Below are 19663 nucleotides of genomic sequence, written 5' to 3' on the forward strand. Positions count from 1 at the left end.
CTTTTATTCTCCCGGTGCTTTTTTAGTTGCTTCACGCTTAAATAAGAAATCAGAAGGACTTCTTTCATACTCTTTTATGGCATTGTCAAATTTTAAAAGTGACTCTTGAAGTTCTAGAAGTGTACTGTTAAAACTAGGAATAACTTCAGAAGAGATCTCTTTAAAATTAAATTGACCGTCTTTCATAGCTGTTTTAAATTCTGTCATGGTAGAATCAATTTTTAAATAACTTTGTTTAATAGAACGTAAAGAAGCTGAAACATTATCTTCCCACTTTGCCGTTTTATCTACCAAATAACTTACTTTATCAGTTGCGATATCTAAATTTGCCATCGTATTTTGAAAATGTTTGATTGTTTTAGCATCCAACGCTTTGTCAAGTTTTCCAACTACACTACTTGTTGCACTAATAAGTTTCATGAACTCTTCTTGGTTCTCATCACTTAAAAGTTTCTCTGTCTGGTAAAGTGTTTCTGTTAGCCTGTCTGAAACATCTCCAAAAGATTTTTGGACATTTTGAAATATAGAAGGTGCTGTAGCGATAACGTAATAATCTTTCCCAGCTATCTTTACAACCTCTTGAATATGATTATCGCCGACTGTCAAATTGACATATGTTAAACCTGTAATTCCCTGAGCCGTTAAAACAGCAACTATGTTATCCTTTATAGGAGTACTTTTTTTAATAGTTACCTGTACTTCAACTTGTTCGGAATTATTTGGATTGATTCTAAGATTTGAAACCTTTCCGACACTGATACCGCGAAATTTGACAGGTGCATCAAGGTTCAAACCAAATACAGATTCATCAAAGTAAATTACATAGTGTTGTACTTCTTCCTCTTGTGTGGGCTTTAACATCCAATACGAAAACACTAAAACGGCCATCAAGCCCAATAATACAATAAACCCAACCAGTGTATAATTTACTTTATTATTCATAACTTCTCTTTAAAAAATGTTTTTACAAATTGATTCTCAAGCGGTATTTCGTCAAGAGAACCTTCATAGGCTACTTTTTTGTTGTCTAATATAGCTATTCTATCCAAAGTATCATAAATTGAACGCAAATCGTGAGAAACCATTATTATTGTTAAATTTAACATTTTACGGAGATCTAAAATAAGACGGTCAAATTCCCGTGCAGATATAGGGTCAAGTCCACTTGTCGGTTCATCTAAAAATAATAGTTTAGGATCTAATGCAAGTGCACGTGCTAACCCTGCTTTTTTTCTCATCCCTCCGCTTATTTGTGAAGGGTATAATTTGCCGTCTTCAGCTTTAAGTCCTACCAATTTTATTTTGAATTCTACTATCTCATCAATCATTGTTTTAGATAATTCTGTATATTCTACTAACGGAAGTGCAATATTTTCCGCAATTGTTAACGATGAGAATAAAGCACCGAATTGAAATAATACACCCCATTTACGTTTTAGTGAAAGTATCTCTTTTGTTGAAAGGTGTTCAATCTGTTTGCCTAAAACTTTTATAGAACCGTCATGAAACTCTTGAAGCATAACTATCTCACGCAGCAAAGTTGTTTTCCCACATCCACTTGGACCTAAAATCCCGTAAATTTCACCTTCATTTATACTCAGGCTTATATCATCATGGACAACTTTATCACCAAAAGCAGTTGTGAGATTTTTTACTTCAATAACTTTCATTATATCCCCAACTTTGTAAAAGCTATTGAGAAAAGAGCATCACACACAATAACCGCAAAGATAGATTCAACAACACTTTTCGTCGTGTTAAAACCTATACTTTGTGTGTCGTCTTTTACAACTAAACCTCTATAAATAGCTATAGTTGCAATCAAAAATGCGAAAAACGGTCCTTTAACTATCCCTACAAAAAAATGCTTAGCAGCAATCACTTCGTGAAAACGTTCTATAAACAATTCAGTTGTAATTTTAAGATCGAGGTTTGCAATAAGTATCCCGCCAAACATCCCTGTCATATCAGCGACAAAAATAAGTAAAGGCATTGTAATGCTGAGTGCAATGATGCGCGGCAGTACTAAAAATGCAAAAGGCTCAAAGCCCATTGTTTTCATCGCATCTATCTCTTGGGTGATTTTCATGGCACCAATTTGTGCCGTATATGCAGAACCGCTGCGCCCCGCTATTACTATTGCCGTCATCATAGGAGCAAGTTCTCTTAAAATCGAGAGTCCCAGCATATCAACTATAAATATATTTGCCCCATATATTTTTAATTGATACGCTGATTGATACGCAACAACAAGTCCTACAAGAAAACTTGTCAGGGCAATAATTCCGATTGCCTTTAATGCACTTTCATTTATCTCAAAAAAGATCTCTTTATAACGAATTTTATGGGGTGCTTTGAAATAAATTAAAAAAGCAACAAAAACTTTTCCCAAAAAATGCATAAAACGTAAAGATGATTGATAATAGTTATAGGCTGTTTTGCCTATTTTTTCATAAAGTTTCGGTTGGATTTGGACTTTTGGCTTCTTTATTCCGGAGCGTTTTGATTTAACTAAGTTGAGTGTAGATTGGAATGTGTCGTTTTGAATATTTACTTCATATGCAAGAGATTGTTTTTCCAGCTTTTGAAAGATTGTATCTAAAAAAAGGGCTGCACCGCTATCTAAAAATGTAATTTCTCTCAGGTCAAATTCAATGTCTTTAAATTGGGTAAAATCCAATGTTTGAATTTTCTTTTCAATTTGAGGAAGTTTATATACGGTAAATTCTCCTTTTATCTTTAGAAGAATTCCACCGTCATAAAGTTCTATTTGGAGTAAATTATCCATTGTAAGAGTATCTTTAAAAATCTCTCTCTAGTAGTTTGTTTACTTTTAAAAGAGTAATAATTTTATCTTCTTGTTTTCCTACGCCGTCAATAATAGTCTCTTCATCATTAATCGTATCTGGTGCCGGTCCAATATTTTCTTTTTTAATTCTAATCGCCATTGTCAGTCTGTCAATTACAAAACCTGCAACATCATCACCGTGACGCATCACAATAAAACGTGTATCTTCACCGTGTTTTTTAGACTCTAAACCGAATTTTGTACGTAAATCGATAAGTGGAATAACTGCTCCACGGAGATTAAAAACACCAAGAACATATTTTGGTACTTGCGGTACCCTTGTCCAAGTAAACGGCTTAATAATCTCTTGAATAGAGAGAATAGGCACTGCGTACTCTTCATCCCCTATCATGAAACCGACTAATTGAACTACATCGTCAAGCTGTCCGCCGACATCTTGCTGTTTTGATTGTTTATTTATAATCTCTTTTAATTTATCAGCCATTTAAGAACTCCGATTTAAAGTTTATATTTCTCTGTACTACGCTTGCTAAATAATCAGAAGAGTAAGGTTTTGTAATATATTCAACCATACCTGATTCAACACCGCGCATACGGTCAGATTTTCCTGTACGTGAAGTTACTGCAATCAGAGGCAGATTTTTATATCTGTTATATTTTTTAATCTCAGTTGCTAATGAGTATCCGTCCATTCTCGGCATCTCTATATCAACCAGCATTGCATCAAAATTATGCTCACCCGCTTTTAAGATATTAAGTGCTTCTTGACCGTCAGCTGCTTCAATAATTGTAATTCCCATCGGCTCTAAAGCTTTTCTCATAACAGTTCTATCTGTTTTAGAATCATCAACGACCATTACAACATAATCACTTGCAGAGTTTTTCTCATTAAGAGCACTTCCACCTTGTGCTGCCTGTGTTAATGCTGTTGCCTTTACATTTTTTGCCATTTCCATAAGAGCTACAACATCTACAATAAGTGTTACTCCACCGTCACCTCTGATAGTTGCTCCAGCAATTCCGTCAATTCCTTTGAGGTATTCACCTAGTGATTTAATAACAATCTCTTCTTGCCCTACAAGAGTATCAACGATAAGTCCAAGTTTGCTTGTACCCAGACCAAGTACAACCACATACGCGTGTTCACTTGCATCAAGTATACGTTCAACTTCAAAAATATCACCGATATGTACAAGTGAAAGGACATCATCACGAAGTCTCATAACACTTTTACCCTCAACCGTATAGATCTCATCCGTAGAGATTCTTACAGTCTCAAGTACTGAAGCAAGAGGGATAGCGTAATGTTCTTCCTGAACACCAACTAACAGTGCTTGAATAATAGCAAGAGTAAGAGGAATCTTTAACTTCATAGAAGTTCCTTTTCCTATCTCACTATCAATATCAATAATACCGTTTAGTTTTTCAATGTTTGTTTTTACAACATCCATTCCTACACCACGACCTGAAACGTTCGTAACTTGTGCTGCAGTTGAGAAACCAGGTTTAAAGATAAGCCCATAAGCCTCTTTATCACTCATCATATCAGCTTCTTTTTCAGTGATGATACCTTTTTCGAGTGATTTGTTTTTCAGCATATCAGGATCTAAACCTTTACCGTCATCATCGATCTGAATAACGATTTGATTCCCTTCATTGTATGCTTTAAGAACAATTGTTCCTAATTCCTCTTTTCCTTTAGCAACACGATCTTCAGGAGCTTCTATACCATGGTCACAAGAGTTACGGATAATGTGTACTAACGGATCCCCTATCTCTTCTACGATTGATTTATCAAGTTCTGTATCTTCACCGGAGATGATAAGTTCAATCTTTTTATTAAGTTCACGAGAAAGGTCACGAATCATTCTTGGAAACTTGTTAAATACTTTTCCAACAGGAAGCATACGTGTTTTCATAACTGCGATTTGCAAATCAGTAGTTACAAGAGACACGATAGAAACTACTTGATTTAATTCCTCTAAGAACTCTTCACCCTCATAACGCTCTTCAACATCATCATTAATCTTGATAAGTCTGTTTTTAGCAAGTACAAGCTCACCGATTAAGTTCATTAAGTGATCAAGTCTTTTTACGTCAACACGGATAGTTTGTTCCACTGCCGCTTGAGATTTTTTAGCAGGAGCTCCCGCTTTTGGTTCTGAATCGTCACCTGCACTGCTAGCACGAGGTGCTTTTGGAGCTGCTGGAGGTGGCGGTGGAGGAGGAGTTGCCGCTTTTGGTTCTTCTTCTGCCTCTTCTTCAGGAGCCACGTCAGGCTCTAATGAAGGTACTTTTTCACCTGCTGCTATTTTAGCTGCACGTTTTTGTTTATCTTCCTCTTGACGTTGATTGAGAAGTCTTTCAATCTCAGCTTCAACCTCTTCTGGAGACATATTTTCATAGTCAGGCTCATCTTCTTGCGCTTCAGCAGTCTCAACAACCTCTTCAACTACTTCTTCTTCAACAGGAGCTTCCGCTACAGGGGTTTCAACCTCACCTGTTCCACCACTCACTTTATCAAGTCTTGAAACACATTCAGATACGTCAATACCACCGTCATTGCTCGTATCACGAATCTGTTCTAGAAGTTGTTTCATTAAGTCAACTGATTCTAAAATAACATCCATAATATCAGGAGTAATAACCAGTTCACCATGTCTTGCTTTGTTTAAAACATCTTCCATATGGTGTGTCAAGTGAGTTAATATATCAAAATTTAAAAACGAAGATGCACCTTTAACAGTATGTGCTACACGGAAAATTCCATTTAAAAGGTCTAAATCTTCTGGATTTGATTCTAGTTCAACCAAGTCCTCATCTAATTTTTCAACGAGTTCAAACGATTCAACTAAAAAATCCTGCAGTATCTCTTGAAATTCATCCATATTTTATACTCCTATTTCATATGTGCATGCACAATGCGTGCTACTTGATCATAAAATTCTCCGGCTTGGAACTTAACTAAGTAAGCTTCACCTCCGGCTTCTAAACCGCGATCTTCACTAAAGTGGTCACTAATTGACGAGTTGAACACAATAGGTATTTTATTAAATCTCGGATCATCTTTCATTTGTGCTGCGAAATGGAATCCATCCATTTTCGGCATCTCAACATCAGAGATAATAATTTTTAAGCGTTCTACTATCTCTTCACCGTAATTATTGTAGAGGTCTTCCAGTTTTTGTAAGCCCTCTTCACCGTCAACTGCACCAATAACGCTAAAGCCCATTTTTTCCAATGCGTCCGTTACGATTTTTCTTGCCGTAGCACTGTCATCGAGAACCATAGCTATTCCAGTAAAATGCTCTAGCTCTTTTACCTGCATATCAGTGTCCGGTTCATAAAGACCAAGTTCTTGAACAACACTCTCCAAGTCAAGAATTAAAAGAACATTTTCATCTTCTATTTTTGTTACACCCGTGATTTTGCTACCGTCCAATGTACTGCTTGCACTTATAAACGTAGCCGGTTCAATGTCACTCCAAGAGATTCTTCTGATTCTCTTGGCATCATGTACAATGAAACCGATTAAAACGTTATTGAATTCGGTAATTATAACTCTGGAATTTTGCTGTACATTTTCCGGTTCGTTAATACCCATCCATTTAGCTAGGTTTACAACCGGTATTACAACTTCGCGAAGGTCAAATATCCCTTCAATGAAGTCAGGAGTTCCGGGAAGTTCCGTTAAAAAAGGTACTTTAATAATCTCTCTTACTTTGGCAACATTAATGCCGTAAATACCCTCATACACTTCTCCGTTTTCTTCTTTAAAGATACGAAAGTCGACAAGCTCCATCTCATTGGAGCCTATTTTTAAGGAGTTATCACCCATAATTTATATCCCTTTAGAGAACTGTTTCTCTTGCAATATTGTATTCTCTTGTAACGATTTTACAATAAAATATCTTTGATTACAAGCAAAAGCAGCCAAGTTAATGTAGTACATACTATCTATTTTTATCGTTTTATTTTGGTGAAAATGTCCTTCAATAAAATAGTCGCAATCAAACCGTTTATGAAAACGATTTTGTATAAAATCTTCAAACCATGAAAGCTCTTTACAATCATCCTTTTTCATCAGATGTTGATCAACAAAACGTAAAATAAAATGATTAAACAGATTATCAATAGGTTTGAGTATCTTTAATACGATTGGATTTCTTATAAGTGCTGTGTATAGTTTATACCCTAGTTTCCCGTCAAAATCACCGTGAGCCAGATAAATCTTTTTATCCTGAAATGATGCAGCTACGGGTTGTTGTGAAATAGGATAAATTTTAATGTTTTGAAAAACCGCTTTAAGGTTAAAATCATGATTACCCTCGAAATAAATTACTTCTATCTCTTGTGCAATTTTTTCTATCAGTTCAATAATTTTTTGATTTTCTGTATATGTAAAGTCTATGCTTCCAAAGAGTGCATCAAAAATATCACCCATTAAAAGTAGTTGTGTCGGTTGGAGTTGTTTGGCTTCAATCGCATTTATAAACTCTAATAGTTCCGGACGTTTTGAGGAAAAATGTGCATCTGAAATAATAAATGCACCCTCTTTGATCTCTATGTTATGGGACATACGCTATATCTGGAATTCCAGCATCCTCGTCTAGGCCCATCATAATGTTTGCATTTACAACTGCTTGAGATGAAGCTCCACGCATTAAGTTGTCAATTGCTGATGAAATAAAAAGCATATTCTCTTTTCTTTTTACGTAGATATCACAGAAGTTTGTACCAGCAACATCTTTCATTGTCGTAGGTTGATTTGAGATACGTACATGCGGTGCATTTTTATAGAACTCTTCTAGAACTGCTTGTTCATCAAAATCACCCTCTACTTGGATATAGATAGAGCTTAACATACCACGTGTTATAGGAACTAAGTGTGGTACAAAGTGAACCTCTTCAAAATCTACATTTAATTTATCTGCAATTTCCGGAGCATGACGATGCATTAAAGGATTGTATGCAAAAAGATTATCGTTTACATTTACAAAGTGTGTCGTATCACTTAGTTTTTTCCCTGCACCGCTTACACCTGTTTTAGCATCAACAATAATTGGAGTATGTGCCACACGGTACTGCATAAACGGCAGTAATCCCAAGATTGCTGAAGTTGGAAAACATCCAGGATTTGCTACAAGCTTTGCACTCTTTAATTCTTCACGAAAAAGCTCAGGCAGTCCATATACACTGTGTTCTAAATTTTCAATATCAGTATGCTGTGTATAAAACGCTTCATACGTATATAAGGGTAGACGATAATCTGCCGAGAGATCCACAACCTTGACACCGTTTGCAATCAGAGGTTTTACATATGCCATAGCTGTTTTATGAGGTAAAGCTAAAAATACAAGTTCACACTCCATACTTGCTTCAGAAATATTTGCTTTTTTCACTTCTAAATTACATACGTTTTTTAGTGATGGATGCAACTCGTCTGCATTTATCCCACCCTCTGAATTAGCCAGGTATGTAAGTTTAAAGTTTGGATGTTTTACTAATATTTTTACTAGTTCAAGCCCTGTATAACCACTGGCTCCGATAACACCTACATTAATGTGTTTCAAAAACTATCTCCTGATATTTTACTTCATCGATCTCAAACTCTTTTTCACCGCCTGGAAGACGAACTTTCACCTCATCGCCTTCTTCTTTTCCAAGAAGTTGTTTTGCAAGTGGAGAGTTAAAAGAAATAAGCCCCATATCCGGATTACTCTCTGCACCGCCAACAATTGTGTATGATACTTCTTCATCACTGTCAAGGTCTGTCATAATAACAGTAGAGCCAAAACTTACTCTTGCATGTTCAAGTTCACTAGGATCTACAATTTGAGCATTACCGATAATCTCTTGAAGTTCCGCTAAACGGTTGTCTATATTTTTTTGCATCTCTTTTGCAGCATGATATTCTGCATTTTCTTTTAAGTCACCGTGTTCAAGTGCTTCTTCGATCGCTTTTACAACACCTGGACGTTTTACTTCTTTAAGATCTTTCACTTCAGCTTGAAGTTTTTCATAGCCGAAAATTGTCATTGGCTCTACGTTACTCATCTCTTTTTGTTCCTAAATAAATAATTTTTTGTTTCTTTACATAATTATATCAAAATTAGTGTTTGAAAGTTGAAATATCAAACTCTTCTATATCATCTAACTTTTGCAGCGAGATGATACATCCTGATTTGCTAATACGCTGTACATCTTTTATATCGGCTAACAACACTTTTACTTCCTTGGTGAAAGGGTCATATACCTGCAGTTTTTCATCTTCCACAAAAAAGATTCTGCCACCGCCACAGCCATCACCGATAATTCCCTCACATACAAGAGGTGAGCTTAGGTCAAAACCATCCGTCATCGCTGCAATCCTCTTTTGCATCTTTTAAAAATTCTAAATACTCCGTGCCGTTTATATCAATCGCTTTATACTCTTGATATGTGTACTCTTTAAAAAGCTTCTCATTCACACAAGTACATAAGGTTTGATTTTGATCGTTTGCACAAGCCGATAGTATTTTTTCTTTTTGAGGATTTTCCCAGCCAAAATAAGATTTATAATATGGATAGAGTGTCCAGATTGCGAACCCTAATGTTATAACTATATTGACAAGGAATTCACCTTTTTTTGTCTCCATATAACGTTTGACATCATAACTTATTAATATTACAAAAAAAATCTCCAGTGCTATGTTAAACCAGTCACTATCAAAAAAATCAAACACTATTTTTTCCTTAACATTTTAATTGCTTCTGCACACATCGTCAAACCAAAAGTGGCAGTCACACCCATAAAACTGCCCTTTTCTTTAATTTGTGCCTCTTCAGAAGAGAAGATCACTTTATACTTTTTGGTAAACTTTCTTTTTCTCAGTTCATAACGGATCTTTGAGCCGAACTTATCCCCGTAACTTTTCCAGATATCTGCTACTTGCACCTGTGTAGGGTCAAGCCTTTTTGCACTTCCAAAAGATGAAATCAGTTTTTTGTAACACTTTTGAGCCAATGCAAGTTTTGCTTTTGTGTCATCGATTGCATCAAGAACCAAGTCATACTCATCAAAATCAAAGTTTTTCACCCACTCCTCATCAATTCTTTGATGAATTATTTTTATCTCCGGATAGTGCTGTTGCAGGGCATCCACTTTCACTTCATGCTCGTGCAGTTCCGACCACATTTGACGGTTTTGGTTCGTTTGATCATATGTGTCAAAATCGACAATAGTAATGTCTGTAATTCCATTTCTGTACAAACAATCAAGACAAAAACTTCCAACCCCTCCTACACCGAGTAAAATAATTTTTCCATTTTGCAGCCTATCGAAATCATTGCCAAAAAGTAGTCTCGTTCTTGTATATCTAGCCATCGATCCACTCTTGCAGTTGATTTATACTTTTATAAGCACTCAAATCAAGCATAATAGGTGTAATAGAGATATGTCCCTGTTCAATCGCTTCAAAGTCACTCATAGTACTCACTCCTTTTCTCGGAGAAAATGAAAGCGGATGGAGACCTAACCAATGATACTCTTCCCCTCTCGGATTTCTATGTACGTGAGAATCGTTTTCATAGTGTCTGTATCCTGCATATGTGACTTTTATCTCGGCTTCCTCCACATCAGGAGGGATATTAATATTTAAAAACTCCCTCTCAGGTAAAGGAAAAGTCCCGCTTTTAATTTTCTCTACCAAAGATTTGATAGTTTTTTGTGCCAGTGAAAAATCACCGTCAGGATTCGTAAAGTCCATCACCTGAGAGATTGCAATAGAAGGAATTCCGTGTAACACACCTTCCATGGCCCCAGCAGCAGTCCCGGAATATGTTATGTCCTCACCCATGTTTGAGCCGCGATTAATTCCACTAATTACAAGATCAGGCTTTGTTTCTTCAAACATAGTACTCAAAGAGAGATATATACAATCTGTCGGTGTCCCGTCATCAAGTTTATAAAAATCATCATCTACAGAGATAAAACGCAAAGGTCGTACAAGTGTCAAAGAGTGTCCGCAGGCAGACTTTTCATTTGCAGGTGCAACTACTATCACCTCTACATCAACTATAGTTTGTAAAATATTTTTTAAAGCCAATAATCCTTTGGCTTCATATCCATCATCGTTCGTTACAAGTATCGTATATCTTTTTTCCATAAACATATTTTACAAACAATATGGTAAAATTTGCCTAACTTTAATCCGAAGGGTATGTGTAAATGAAAATTGATGGAAGATTCTGGCTGACAAAAAATGATAAAAGTTTTTTAGGATCCGGAAGAATCGAACTCTTAGAAAAAATTGCACAAACCGGTTCAATCAATGCAGCTGCCAAAGAGATGAAAATGAGCTATAAAGCTGCTTGGGAACGCATAAACAGTATGAATGAACTTGCGGATGAACCTATTATTTTAAGAACGATAGGTGGCAAAGGCGGAGGCGGTACAAAGCTGACAGATTATGCTTATGAACTCATCAATACCTATAAAAAACTTGATGAACTTCACCGTCAATTTATAAATAGATTTAGTGAAGCGGGAGACAACCCTGAACATCTTGCACAAATTTTAAACCGTCTTTTTTTAACAACAAGTGCAAGAAATCAACTCCTTGCTACCATTTCACAAATCACAATCAATAAAATCAATGCCGTTATCTCTATGGAGATCGCAGGCGGCGGTACACTGCATTCTTCAATCACGGCAAAATCTGCCGAGAGCATGAACCTACGTGTTGGCAGTGAAGTTTACGGCATCATCAAATCAAGTGATATTCAGATCACTACACAAAAACCTCAAGATACTGCCAAGACAAATGTTATTGAAGGTGTAGTTGAATCGATTATCAGCAATGAAACAGACAGTGAAATCACTTTACAGATCAATGAAAAATTTTCCCTCACCTCTTCTACTTCAAATAAAGAATTACAACAACTCAAACAAGGGGATAAAGCATTTGCCGTTATTGATTATGCAAATGTCATTATAGGTCTTTAGTATTGGTATAAATCTTGCTAGTTTAAGGCATGAAAAATATACTATTATCTCTTTTATTTATTACAACATTATTTTCCTCAGAAATCGAAACTGATTATAGAGAACTCAATACCAAAATTGATGCTATTTCCTCTACTCTTACGCCAGAAGAGAAAGTCGCCCTATACTATCTCATACTTTCTACCCATGACAAAATAACATCGGCTCTGAGTCTTGATGAAACAAAAGTCCAAACTCTTGATACTCTTCAGACAAAAACCTTATCACAGCTTGATGCACTCAATACAAAAATTGACACTAAAGAACTTCAAGAGATCAAAGAGCTTTATAAAAAAATAAACAGTGAGGCAAAAGAGCTCATCGCTGAACAAAAACCTCAAGAAGCAACTGTTATCTACAAAGATAAAATTGTATATAAAGAAAAAGTACTCAAGCAGCACTCCTGGGTATATACAATGATTGCAGGAATAGCAGCTTTTTTTGTAGGGTTTATACTTGCTATGTTTCTTCGCCCTAAAAATGCAATTTCAAAAAGTGTAATACAAACTCCTTCGCAAAAGTACAGCGAAGAAGAGAATAAAGAATTACAAAAACAAATTACAATGCTTCAAGAGCAAAACAATGTACATTCAAAAAATTTCGAACTGCAAACTTCAGAGTTAAAAAACACAACTTCTTCATATGAAACGAAACTCTCAGAGTTACAACAAATGCTCGATCGAGAAAAAGAGAACTTGCAGGAACAAGTCAAAGAGCTCCAAGAACAACTACATATGCAGCAAACAAATAGTGAAAACCTGCAAAATGAACTTGAAAATTGTAAAGAACAACTCCAATTACAAGATCAAGATAACTTTGAATTTGAAGAAAGATTAAATAACGTACAACATCAAAGTCAAGATATTAATTCAATTTTAGACACAATCGCAGATATTGCAGAACAAACAAATTTACTTGCTCTTAATGCAGCAATTGAAGCTGCACGTGCCGGTGAACATGGTCGCGGTTTTGCCGTTGTTGCCGATGAAGTACGTAAATTGGCAGAGCGTACACAAAAGACGTTAAGTGAGGCAAAAGTAGAGATTTCAGCAGTTGTTGATGGCATTGCAAATCTTAAAACTTGACTTTCGATACTTTAATAGTGTAAAATTACGGTATCAAAAGATACGCTTCTTATCTTAAATCTTTCTCATACTAACAATCCAAAAAAAATCTAAGGTAGACATTTTATGAGTGAAACTACACAATCACAACCCCGTAAAAACAACAAGAACAGTAAAACTAATAATAACAATTCAAAAAGAACTCATACTCCTGTAAGCGGTTCTAGTGTTGAAGAGTTACGTATAAAAAGTATTGACGAATTAGTTGAACTGGCAACAGAATTAGGTGTTGAACAACCAAATGAACTAAAACGTCAAGACGTTATCTTCGAGATCTTAAAAGCACAAACTGCTCAAGGTGGGTATATCCTATTCAGCGGTATTTTAGAGATCATGCAAGACGGTTACGGTTTTATCCGTTCAATCGACAAATCATTTAACGAATCAATCAACGATGCATATGTATCAAATACGCAAATCCGTCGTTTCGCATTAAGAAACGGTGACGTTGTAACAGGACAAGTTCGTCCTCCAAAAGATCAAGAAAGATACTACGCACTTATCAAAATAGAAGCGGTAAACTCTCTTCCACCTGAAGAGTCTAAAAAACGTCCTCTATTTGATAACTTAACTCCTCTATATCCACAAGAACAATTAAAACTTGAATATAAAGAAAAAGGTTTTACTGGTCGTATGATGGACCTTTTTGCACCTATTGGTAAAGGGCAAAGAAGTCTTATTGTTGCACCTCCAAGAAGCGGTAAAACAGAGCTTTTAAAAGAGATCGCTCACGGTATTACAAACAACCATCCTGAAGTTGACTTAATGGTACTTCTAGTAGATGAGAGACCTGAAGAGGTTACTGACATGGAGCGCAGCGTTAAAGGTGAAGTTTACAGTTCAACTTTCGATATGCCTGCGAAAAACCACGTAAAAGTAGCTGAAATGGTAATTGAGAAAGCTAAACGTCGTGTAGAACTTGGACGTGATGTTGTTATCTTACTTGACTCTATCACTCGTCTTGCTCGTGCATACAATACTGTAACACCTTCAAGCGGTAAGGTACTTTCAGGTGGTGTGGATGCAAATGCTTTACATAAACCAAAAAGATTCTTCGGTGCTGCACGTAACATTGAAAACGGCGGAAGTTTAACAATCGTTGCTACTGCACTGATTGACACTGGAAGCAGAATGGATGAAGTTATCTTTGAAGAGTTCAAAGGGACTGGTAACTCTGAAGTTGTTCTTGATAGAAAAATTGCAGACAGACGTATCTTCCCAGCGATCGATATCCTTAAATCTGGTACTCGTAAAGATGATCTTCTTATCGGTACTGAAACATTACAAAAAGTATTTATTTTACGTCAAATGTTACATAAACAAGACGATGAAGTAGAAGCGCTTAAATTTATCTACAATACAATGGGTAAAAAAGCAACGAACGAAGAGTTCTTAGAGAGTATGAATACAGATAAGTAAGGCGGACTAAACTTATGCGCATAGGTGTATTTGACAGCGGTATTGGAGGCTTAACAGTTGTTAAGTCACTTCTAAAGCACCAACTTTTTGAAGAGATAGTCTACTACGGAGACACAGCGCGTGTCCCTTACGGTTCAAAAGACAAAAACACAATCATCCGTTACGGTATCGAAGCGGTTGAGATGTTTAAAAATTTCGATCTAGACATGATCGTTGTTGCTTGTAATACAGTAAGTGCCTACGCATTAAAAGAGATGAACGAAACTGCATCGTGTCCTGTTATCGGTGTTGTGGAAGCAGGAGTTCTTGCTTGTGCAAATATGCTTGACAACAAAGATGCAAATGTTCTTGTTTTAGGGACAAAAGCAACTATTAACTCACAAGCGTATGAAAACGGACTCACTCAACATTCATATACAAATATCAAATCCCTTGCAACTCCTCTTTTTGTACCTATCGTTGAAGAGGAATTAAACAACAGTACTATTTTAGACGAAACGATGAAACACTATTTTAAAAATGTTTCCAAGCCTGATGCCGTGATATTAGGATGCACACACTTCCCTCTTATAGCAGATGAATTACAAAACTATTTCGGCGGTGAAACAAAACTGGTTCACTCAGGAGATGCAATCGTTGAGTATTTACATACGCAATTTGACCTCTCTAAAAAGTACCCGACACCGACACTTAAATTTTTTGCTTCTGAGAATCCTGAAGCACTCCGCAGTATTGCAAACAAATGGCTTGAACTATGAAACGAATCTCCCTTTTTGGTTACGGTGTAACCACTAAAGCACTTGGTCACGTACTAAAAAATGCAGTATTTTATGACGATAACGTTAAAGAACCATATTTTGATGAAAACAACTTCATTGTCCGTCCTTCATCAGAGTTCAATCCTGACTTTTCCGATTTGGAAATTCCTTCACCGGGCATGCCCCCGCACCATAAACTCATAGAAAGTGCGAAACACCTTATCAGTGAATATGACTATTTTAAAGATGTAATGAATCTCAAAATATGGATCAGTGGAACAAACGGTAAGACTACTACTACACAGATGACACAACACCTTCTGGCGGACAAAGGCGGTATTGCAGGCGGTAATATAGGGACACCATTGGCTGCACTTGATGCTAAAGCTCCGATCTGGATTTTAGAGACAAGCTCTTTTACGATCCACTATACAAATGAAGCTAGCCCGAATATCTATGTACTTTTACCTCTTAGCCCTGATCACCTCTCTTGGCACGGATCAATGCAAGAATATATCGATGCTAAACTCAAGCCTCTAAAGCTTATGAAAAAAGGCTCGACTGCAATTATCCCCGAAGCGTACAAAGATGCTACAAGTGCTGCTAATATCATTACATACAAAGATGAAGCGGACTTAGCAGAACAATTCGGTATCAACATAGAAAAAGTAAATTTCAAAGGGGCATTTTTAATGGATGCTCTTTTAGCAATGTCTGTAGATAAAATCGTTTTTGATCGCATTGAATATGAAAAGATAAACACCTTTGTATTAGATCCTCACCGTCAGGAAGAGTTTTACGATGCACAAAAACGCCTTTGGGTAAATGACACAAAAGCAACAAATTTAGATGCAACTATTGCGGCTGTAAAACGCTACGAAGATCATTTTATACATCTTATTTTGGGCGGAGATGATAAAGGAGTTGATTTGAATGAACTGTTTGTATTTTTACAAAGAAAAAATTTAAAAATTTATGCAATCGGTTCAAATAAAGAGAGACTGATGACACTGGCGCAAAACTACGGTGTTGCTGCACATAAATGTAAAGATCTTGTAGATGCCGTAAACATTATAGATCACTCGCTCAAAGAGAGTGAAGTTGCCCTACTTTCCCCTGCTGCAGCAAGTTTGGATGAGTTCCAATCATACGCTCACAGAGGAAACCTTTTTAAAGAAAGCGTGGCACAACTCTAAGCCACGTAATAATCTTTTAACTCTATAAATGCTAAAATCTCTCTAATTACAATAGGGAGTCCAAAAGGTGAAAAACAGCTCTGAAGTATTAGCAAGAAAATACCGTCCAAAAAATTTCGATGAGTTGATCGGGCAAGAGACTATTGCCCAAACACTATCGCTTGCATTAGACTCTCAAAGACTCTCTCACGCTTACCTCTTTTCAGGTCTTAGAGGAAGCGGGAAAACATCAACGGCACGTATCTTTGCTAAAGCACTCATTTGTGAAGAAGGGGTTTCTCACCACCCTTGTGGCAACTGTGAAAACTGTGTTATGTCAGTTGAAAACCGTCATATGGACATTATTGAAATGGATGGTGCTTCAAGCCGTAAGATCGATGATATCCGTGACTTAATAGAACAAACAAAATACCGCCCTGCCGTAGCAAGATTTAAAATCTTCATTATAGATGAAGTTCACATGCTTACAAAAGAGGCTTTCAATGCCCTGCTGAAAACTCTTGAAGAGCCCCCTGAATATGTAAAGTTTATCTTGGCTACTACAGACCCGTTAAAACTGCCTGCAACAATACTCAGCCGTACGCAGCACTTTAGATTTAAAAGTATTGCTACACATAAAATCGTAGAGCATTTAGCACACATTTTAAACCTTGAAGGGATTGCTTACGAACATGATGCTTTAGAGATTTTAGCACGCAGCGGAAGCGGCTCATTACGTGATACTCTAACACTTTTAGACCAAGCTATTATTTACTCTAAAGGACACGTTGACGTACCGACTGTTACAGATATGCTAGGACTTGTTGATCCTCAGTTTATCGCTCAGCTTTTCAATGCCGTATTTGCAAAAGATTACGCAAAACTTGTAGAGCTTACAAAAGTACTCGAAGATTATGACAGTGAGATGGTTGTTGATGAACTCATCGCCTACTTAAAAGAGAAGATGTACAACCACGATGCACTCTTTTCAACTCTGGTATTAGACAGATTCTTTAGAATATTAAGTGATTCAAAATACCTTTTCAGCATCAATGCTGATGGTTCATTTGTACTTTCAATGATCTTTTTCAAGATGATCGAAGCACTCAAAATCAAAGAGATCGATCAGATGATCGAATCGTTTGAAAAAGAGATTCCGAGTGAGCAACTAGCCGCTGCGAGAATCAAGATCCAAAGTACGACTCCTGAGATGGCAGCACCAAAACAAGAAGCTGTAGCTGTACAAGCAGAACCTCAAGCTCAAGAAGTGCAACCGCAAGAGATGCAAATACAAGAAGAAGTTCAAGAGGAAATTGTAGCACCACAGCCTCAAATTGTTGATCCGAATTTAGAAAAATTCAACACACTTGTTGCAGCAATTGCAGATCGTAATTATGAACTCGGTGAATGTTTCAAACATAACATCACATTTGTCTCTTTTGCAGATGATGTACTGACTTGGGAGAGTTGTGCAGACGATAACTGTAAAAAGCTGCTCAAGCATGGTTACTCTGTAATTAAACAGCTTGTACGCGAAACCTTCGGTTTTGAAACTCAAATCAAGGGGATAGCCTGTAGCAAACCAATAGAAAAGCCACAAACAGAACCAATTATCCCTGAACCTGTACAACAACAGAAAGTAAAAGAGGAGATGCCTCAACCTACACCAGAGGCAGTACAAACTCCTCCGCAGATGCAAGAAGCACCGCAAAGTGGTTCAACAACAGCTGATATGGAGATGGGTGGAAGTGCAAGTTGTGTGACAAACTGTGATGAGCCTTCACATCAAGATGAAATAAACGGCACAGACATTACAAAAGAACCAATGGTACAAAAAGCAATTGAGCTTTTTGAAGCAAAAAAAGTAACTATCCAGTCAAAGATTTAAATCTAAAGACATAATGTAAGCATCACACCCGTCACGGTAAAAGTGAACCTCTTGTTTTATCGTTTGAAATCCAAATTTTTTATAGAGTGCTAAAGCACTCTTGTTATCTATACGCACCTCTAAAACTATTTTTTCAAATCCCAACATAGCAACTTTATCCAAAGCTGCTATGATAAGTTTTGTAGAGATACCCTTTCCTCTAAATTCTTCATCAATCCCAATGGAATAAAGTTTTGCAGTTTTTCGTTTGATAAGTACCAAAACATATCCGACTATTTTTTCTTCTACCTCTGCGACATATAGAAAATTATGTCTTATATGATATCTAAAAGATGCTAGCGAAAGAGGATAGTTTTCCTCTTTAAAGAGCCTGTTTTCTAAAAGAAACAACTCTTTTGCATCGTTACTTTGCGCATATCTGAGAATCATTTTTGATAAATTGTATATTTCGGTACAAGTCTATAAGGTCTGTACGACATTTTAACTTTACGAAGATTTTCAAAGCCCATATCATCACCTACGTTGATATAATTAATTCCGAAATGCTCTTGCAAGTTCTTTGAAAACTCTCTAAAGATGTATTGAGCGCATCCAAGTATTTCAAAATCTGTTTTTTCAATGATGACCGTTGCCGTATCTGCATTAATTTGCTCACCGACAGTAAAACCTTTGATCTCATCATCTATATAGATAACCAGCCCTATCAATCCTAATTGCTCGTAATGTTTCAACATCTGTTTGATTGCGTGTCTCTCTTGATGTATCCCTTCTAAGAAAACTTCTGCTTCCTCTTTTGGCATATACTTCACCCTGTCAGAGACCCATTTGTTAAATAAATTGAGTATCCCCTCTTTGTGTTTTGTCGTATCAAGTGTCTCTATCATGTGTTCCGGATACGACTTTACAAACTTATTGATCTCTGTTCTTTTCGTATGATAGTTATTCCCGTTTAATTTGATCAGACTTTCTACATTATAAACATAATCTACAAGTTTCTTCTCTACCAGATAGTGTTCGAGCATTTCAAAAATACTCTCCCCCTCATCAGTATCTTTAATAAACTCTTCTAACATTGAAGACTGTACATAATCTATACGGGCATAATATGGAGAACTGTTATTTGCATTCATAATACCAAAACATTTTATGATTGCTTTTGTCGTATTTTTTTTCTTTCCTAAAGGTGGAAGTAGCATAGTCAGTTCCCCACCCGTCATTACGAAAAGACAAAAACATTTATTGATAACTGCATAAAAACCGCTGCTGTTAGCAAGCCAAATATAATTTGCCGCAAATGTATAATCGCTGATATCCACTTCAACTTTTGCAAGATACTTTTCCATTATCTTTTTTGCTTTGAGAGTGAAAGGTTTTAAAACTTGTTTTTTGACTGTAAGATTTGCCAAAGTGTACAATTCCTTCATTGAACTATTTTTTCGGAATCATACTCCTTTTTTAATGATTT

General features: G+C 36.4%; 20 protein-coding genes and 1 pseudogene. 6 read left to right on the forward strand and 15 right to left on the reverse strand.

The features are described from left to right. Positions 1-3: 3 nt before the first annotated feature. Genes P6N22_RS07810 through surE form a run of 13 tightly spaced genes read right to left on the reverse strand, consistent with a single transcriptional unit; the run spans position 4 to position 10956 of the window. A complete protein-coding gene (locus P6N22_RS07810; RefSeq protein WP_280331801.1) occupies positions 4-942 on the reverse strand; it encodes an MlaD family protein in 939 nt (312 codons plus the stop codon). Continuing rightward, positions 939-1670 carry an ATP-binding cassette domain-containing protein gene (locus P6N22_RS07815; protein ID WP_280331802.1) on the reverse strand — a complete coding sequence of 244 codons (732 nt, stop codon included), beginning with the start codon at positions 1668-1670 and terminating at the stop codon, positions 939-941. Before P6N22_RS07815 ends, P6N22_RS07810 begins: the two co-directional genes overlap by 4 nt. Continuing rightward, the gene (locus P6N22_RS07820) at positions 1670-2788 is read right to left on the reverse strand and encodes an ABC transporter permease (protein ID WP_280331804.1); all 1119 of its coding nucleotides are present in this window, start codon (positions 2786-2788) and stop codon (positions 1670-1672) included. Before P6N22_RS07820 ends, P6N22_RS07815 begins: the two co-directional genes overlap by 1 nt. Positions 2789-2801: 13 nt before the next feature. After that, complete coding sequence (locus P6N22_RS07825; protein WP_280331806.1) at positions 2802-3293, reverse strand: chemotaxis protein CheW; 492 nt, start codon at positions 3291-3293, stop codon at positions 2802-2804. Then, the gene (locus tag P6N22_RS07830; RefSeq protein ID WP_280331807.1) at positions 3286-5697 is read right to left on the reverse strand and encodes a chemotaxis protein CheW; all 2412 of its coding nucleotides are present in this window, start codon (positions 5695-5697) and stop codon (positions 3286-3288) included. The genes P6N22_RS07825 and P6N22_RS07830 overlap by 8 nt, the downstream gene beginning before the upstream one ends. A gap of 11 nt (positions 5698-5708) precedes the next feature. After that, positions 5709-6650 carry a chemotaxis protein gene (locus tag P6N22_RS07835; protein WP_280332030.1) on the reverse strand — a complete coding sequence of 314 codons (942 nt, stop codon included), beginning with the start codon at positions 6648-6650 and terminating at the stop codon, positions 5709-5711. After that, positions 6651-7388, reverse strand: coding sequence for a UDP-2,3-diacylglucosamine diphosphatase (locus P6N22_RS07840; protein ID WP_280331809.1), 738 nt, complete (start codon positions 7386-7388; stop codon positions 6651-6653). After that, positions 7378-8382, reverse strand: coding sequence for an N-acetyl-gamma-glutamyl-phosphate reductase (argC, locus tag P6N22_RS07845; RefSeq protein ID WP_280331811.1), 1005 nt, complete (start codon positions 8380-8382; stop codon positions 7378-7380). Before argC ends, P6N22_RS07840 begins: the two co-directional genes overlap by 11 nt. Next, positions 8369-8866 carry a transcription elongation factor GreA gene (greA, locus tag P6N22_RS07850; protein ID WP_280331813.1) on the reverse strand — a complete coding sequence of 166 codons (498 nt, stop codon included), beginning with the start codon at positions 8864-8866 and terminating at the stop codon, positions 8369-8371. The genes argC and greA overlap by 14 nt, the downstream gene beginning before the upstream one ends. A gap of 55 nt (positions 8867-8921) precedes the next feature. Continuing rightward, a complete protein-coding gene (locus P6N22_RS07855; RefSeq protein ID WP_280331814.1) occupies positions 8922-9170 on the reverse strand; it encodes a thiamine biosynthesis protein ThiF in 249 nt (82 codons plus the stop codon). Then, the gene (locus tag P6N22_RS07860; protein ID WP_280331816.1) at positions 9154-9534 is read right to left on the reverse strand and encodes a hypothetical protein; all 381 of its coding nucleotides are present in this window, start codon (positions 9532-9534) and stop codon (positions 9154-9156) included. Before P6N22_RS07860 ends, P6N22_RS07855 begins: the two co-directional genes overlap by 17 nt. Further along, entirely contained in the window at positions 9534-10175 is a 642-nt protein-coding gene (locus tag P6N22_RS07865; protein ID WP_280331818.1) for a tRNA threonylcarbamoyladenosine dehydratase, read from the reverse strand. Before P6N22_RS07865 ends, P6N22_RS07860 begins: the two co-directional genes overlap by 1 nt. After that, positions 10168-10956, reverse strand: coding sequence for a 5'/3'-nucleotidase SurE (surE, locus tag P6N22_RS07870; RefSeq protein ID WP_280331819.1), 789 nt, complete (start codon positions 10954-10956; stop codon positions 10168-10170). Before surE ends, P6N22_RS07865 begins: the two co-directional genes overlap by 8 nt. 62 nt (positions 10957-11018) lie before the next feature. Between surE and P6N22_RS07875 the strand changes: the two genes are divergently transcribed. From P6N22_RS07875 to P6N22_RS07900, 6 genes and pseudogenes are all read left to right on the forward strand, one after another. After that, complete coding sequence (locus tag P6N22_RS07875; RefSeq protein WP_280331821.1) at positions 11019-11795, forward strand: TOBE domain-containing protein; 777 nt, start codon at positions 11019-11021, stop codon at positions 11793-11795. 866 nt (positions 11796-12661) lie between these two features. Continuing rightward, positions 12662-12907 (forward strand): annotated as a pseudogene (locus P6N22_RS07880) (methyl-accepting chemotaxis protein); the annotation flags it as partial. A 117-nt stretch (positions 12908-13024) separates the two neighbouring features. Further along, positions 13025-14377 (forward strand): transcription termination factor Rho, encoded by a 1353-nt coding sequence (gene rho / locus P6N22_RS07885; RefSeq protein ID WP_280331823.1) that lies wholly within the window; start codon positions 13025-13027, stop codon positions 14375-14377. 14 nt (positions 14378-14391) lie between these two features. Continuing rightward, entirely contained in the window at positions 14392-15135 is a 744-nt protein-coding gene (murI, locus tag P6N22_RS07890; RefSeq protein WP_280331824.1) for a glutamate racemase, read from the forward strand. Further along, positions 15132-16331, forward strand: coding sequence for a UDP-N-acetylmuramoyl-L-alanine--D-glutamate ligase (gene murD / locus P6N22_RS07895; RefSeq protein WP_280331826.1), 1200 nt, complete (start codon positions 15132-15134; stop codon positions 16329-16331). The genes murI and murD overlap by 4 nt, the downstream gene beginning before the upstream one ends. Positions 16332-16398: 67 nt before the next feature. Then, the gene (locus P6N22_RS07900) at positions 16399-18198 is read left to right on the forward strand and encodes a DNA polymerase III subunit gamma/tau (protein WP_280331828.1); all 1800 of its coding nucleotides are present in this window, start codon (positions 16399-16401) and stop codon (positions 18196-18198) included. Here the strand turns inward: P6N22_RS07900 and rimI are convergent. Both rimI and P6N22_RS07910 read right to left on the reverse strand, forming a co-directional pair. After that, complete coding sequence (gene rimI / locus P6N22_RS07905) at positions 18187-18627, reverse strand: ribosomal protein S18-alanine N-acetyltransferase (RefSeq protein ID WP_280331830.1); 441 nt, start codon at positions 18625-18627, stop codon at positions 18187-18189. The genes P6N22_RS07900 and rimI overlap by 12 nt on opposite strands. Beyond that, positions 18624-19604, reverse strand: coding sequence for a phosphatidylglycerol lysyltransferase domain-containing protein (locus P6N22_RS07910; RefSeq protein WP_280332033.1), 981 nt, complete (start codon positions 19602-19604; stop codon positions 18624-18626). The genes rimI and P6N22_RS07910 overlap by 4 nt, the downstream gene beginning before the upstream one ends. Between the last annotated feature and the right edge of the window lie 59 nt (positions 19605-19663).

It is taken from the genome of Sulfurimonas sp. C5, assembly GCF_029872055.1.
Lineage (GTDB): Bacteria > Campylobacterota > Campylobacteria > Campylobacterales > Sulfurimonadaceae > Sulfurimonas.

What these genes read in the sequence shown, in the direction of transcription:
- murD (WP_280331826.1), top strand. Translation starts at nt 15,132, where the DNA reads ATGAAACGAATCTCCCTTTTTGGTTACGGTGTAACCACTAAAGCACTT.
- P6N22_RS07815 (WP_280331802.1), bottom strand. Translation starts at nt 1,670, where the DNA reads ATGAAAGTTATTGAAGTAAAAAATCTCACAACTGCTTTTGGTGATAAA.
- P6N22_RS07810 (WP_280331801.1), bottom strand. Translation starts at nt 942, where the DNA reads ATGAATAATAAAGTAAATTATACACTGGTTGGGTTTATTGTATTATTG.
- P6N22_RS07865 (WP_280331818.1), bottom strand. Translation starts at nt 10,175, where the DNA reads ATGGCTAGATATACAAGAACGAGACTACTTTTTGGCAATGATTTCGAT.
- P6N22_RS07825 (WP_280331806.1), bottom strand. Translation starts at nt 3,293, where the DNA reads ATGGCTGATAAATTAAAAGAGATTATAAATAAACAATCAAAACAGCAA.
- P6N22_RS07855 (WP_280331814.1), bottom strand. Translation starts at nt 9,170, where the DNA reads ATGACGGATGGTTTTGACCTAAGCTCACCTCTTGTATGTGAGGGAATT.
- greA (WP_280331813.1), bottom strand. Translation starts at nt 8,866, where the DNA reads ATGAGTAACGTAGAGCCAATGACAATTTTCGGCTATGAAAAACTTCAA.
- P6N22_RS07830 (WP_280331807.1), bottom strand. Translation starts at nt 5,697, where the DNA reads ATGGATGAATTTCAAGAGATACTGCAGGATTTTTTAGTTGAATCGTTT.
- surE (WP_280331819.1), bottom strand. Translation starts at nt 10,956, where the DNA reads ATGGAAAAAAGATATACGATACTTGTAACGAACGATGATGGATATGAA.
- P6N22_RS07820 (WP_280331804.1), bottom strand. Translation starts at nt 2,788, where the DNA reads ATGGATAATTTACTCCAAATAGAACTTTATGACGGTGGAATTCTTCTA.
- P6N22_RS07840 (WP_280331809.1), bottom strand. Translation starts at nt 7,388, where the DNA reads ATGTCCCATAACATAGAGATCAAAGAGGGTGCATTTATTATTTCAGAT.
- P6N22_RS07875 (WP_280331821.1), top strand. Translation starts at nt 11,019, where the DNA reads ATGAAAATTGATGGAAGATTCTGGCTGACAAAAAATGATAAAAGTTTT.
- rho (WP_280331823.1), top strand. Translation starts at nt 13,025, where the DNA reads ATGAGTGAAACTACACAATCACAACCCCGTAAAAACAACAAGAACAGT.
- rimI (WP_280331830.1), bottom strand. Translation starts at nt 18,627, where the DNA reads ATGATTCTCAGATATGCGCAAAGTAACGATGCAAAAGAGTTGTTTCTT.
- murI (WP_280331824.1), top strand. Translation starts at nt 14,392, where the DNA reads ATGCGCATAGGTGTATTTGACAGCGGTATTGGAGGCTTAACAGTTGTT.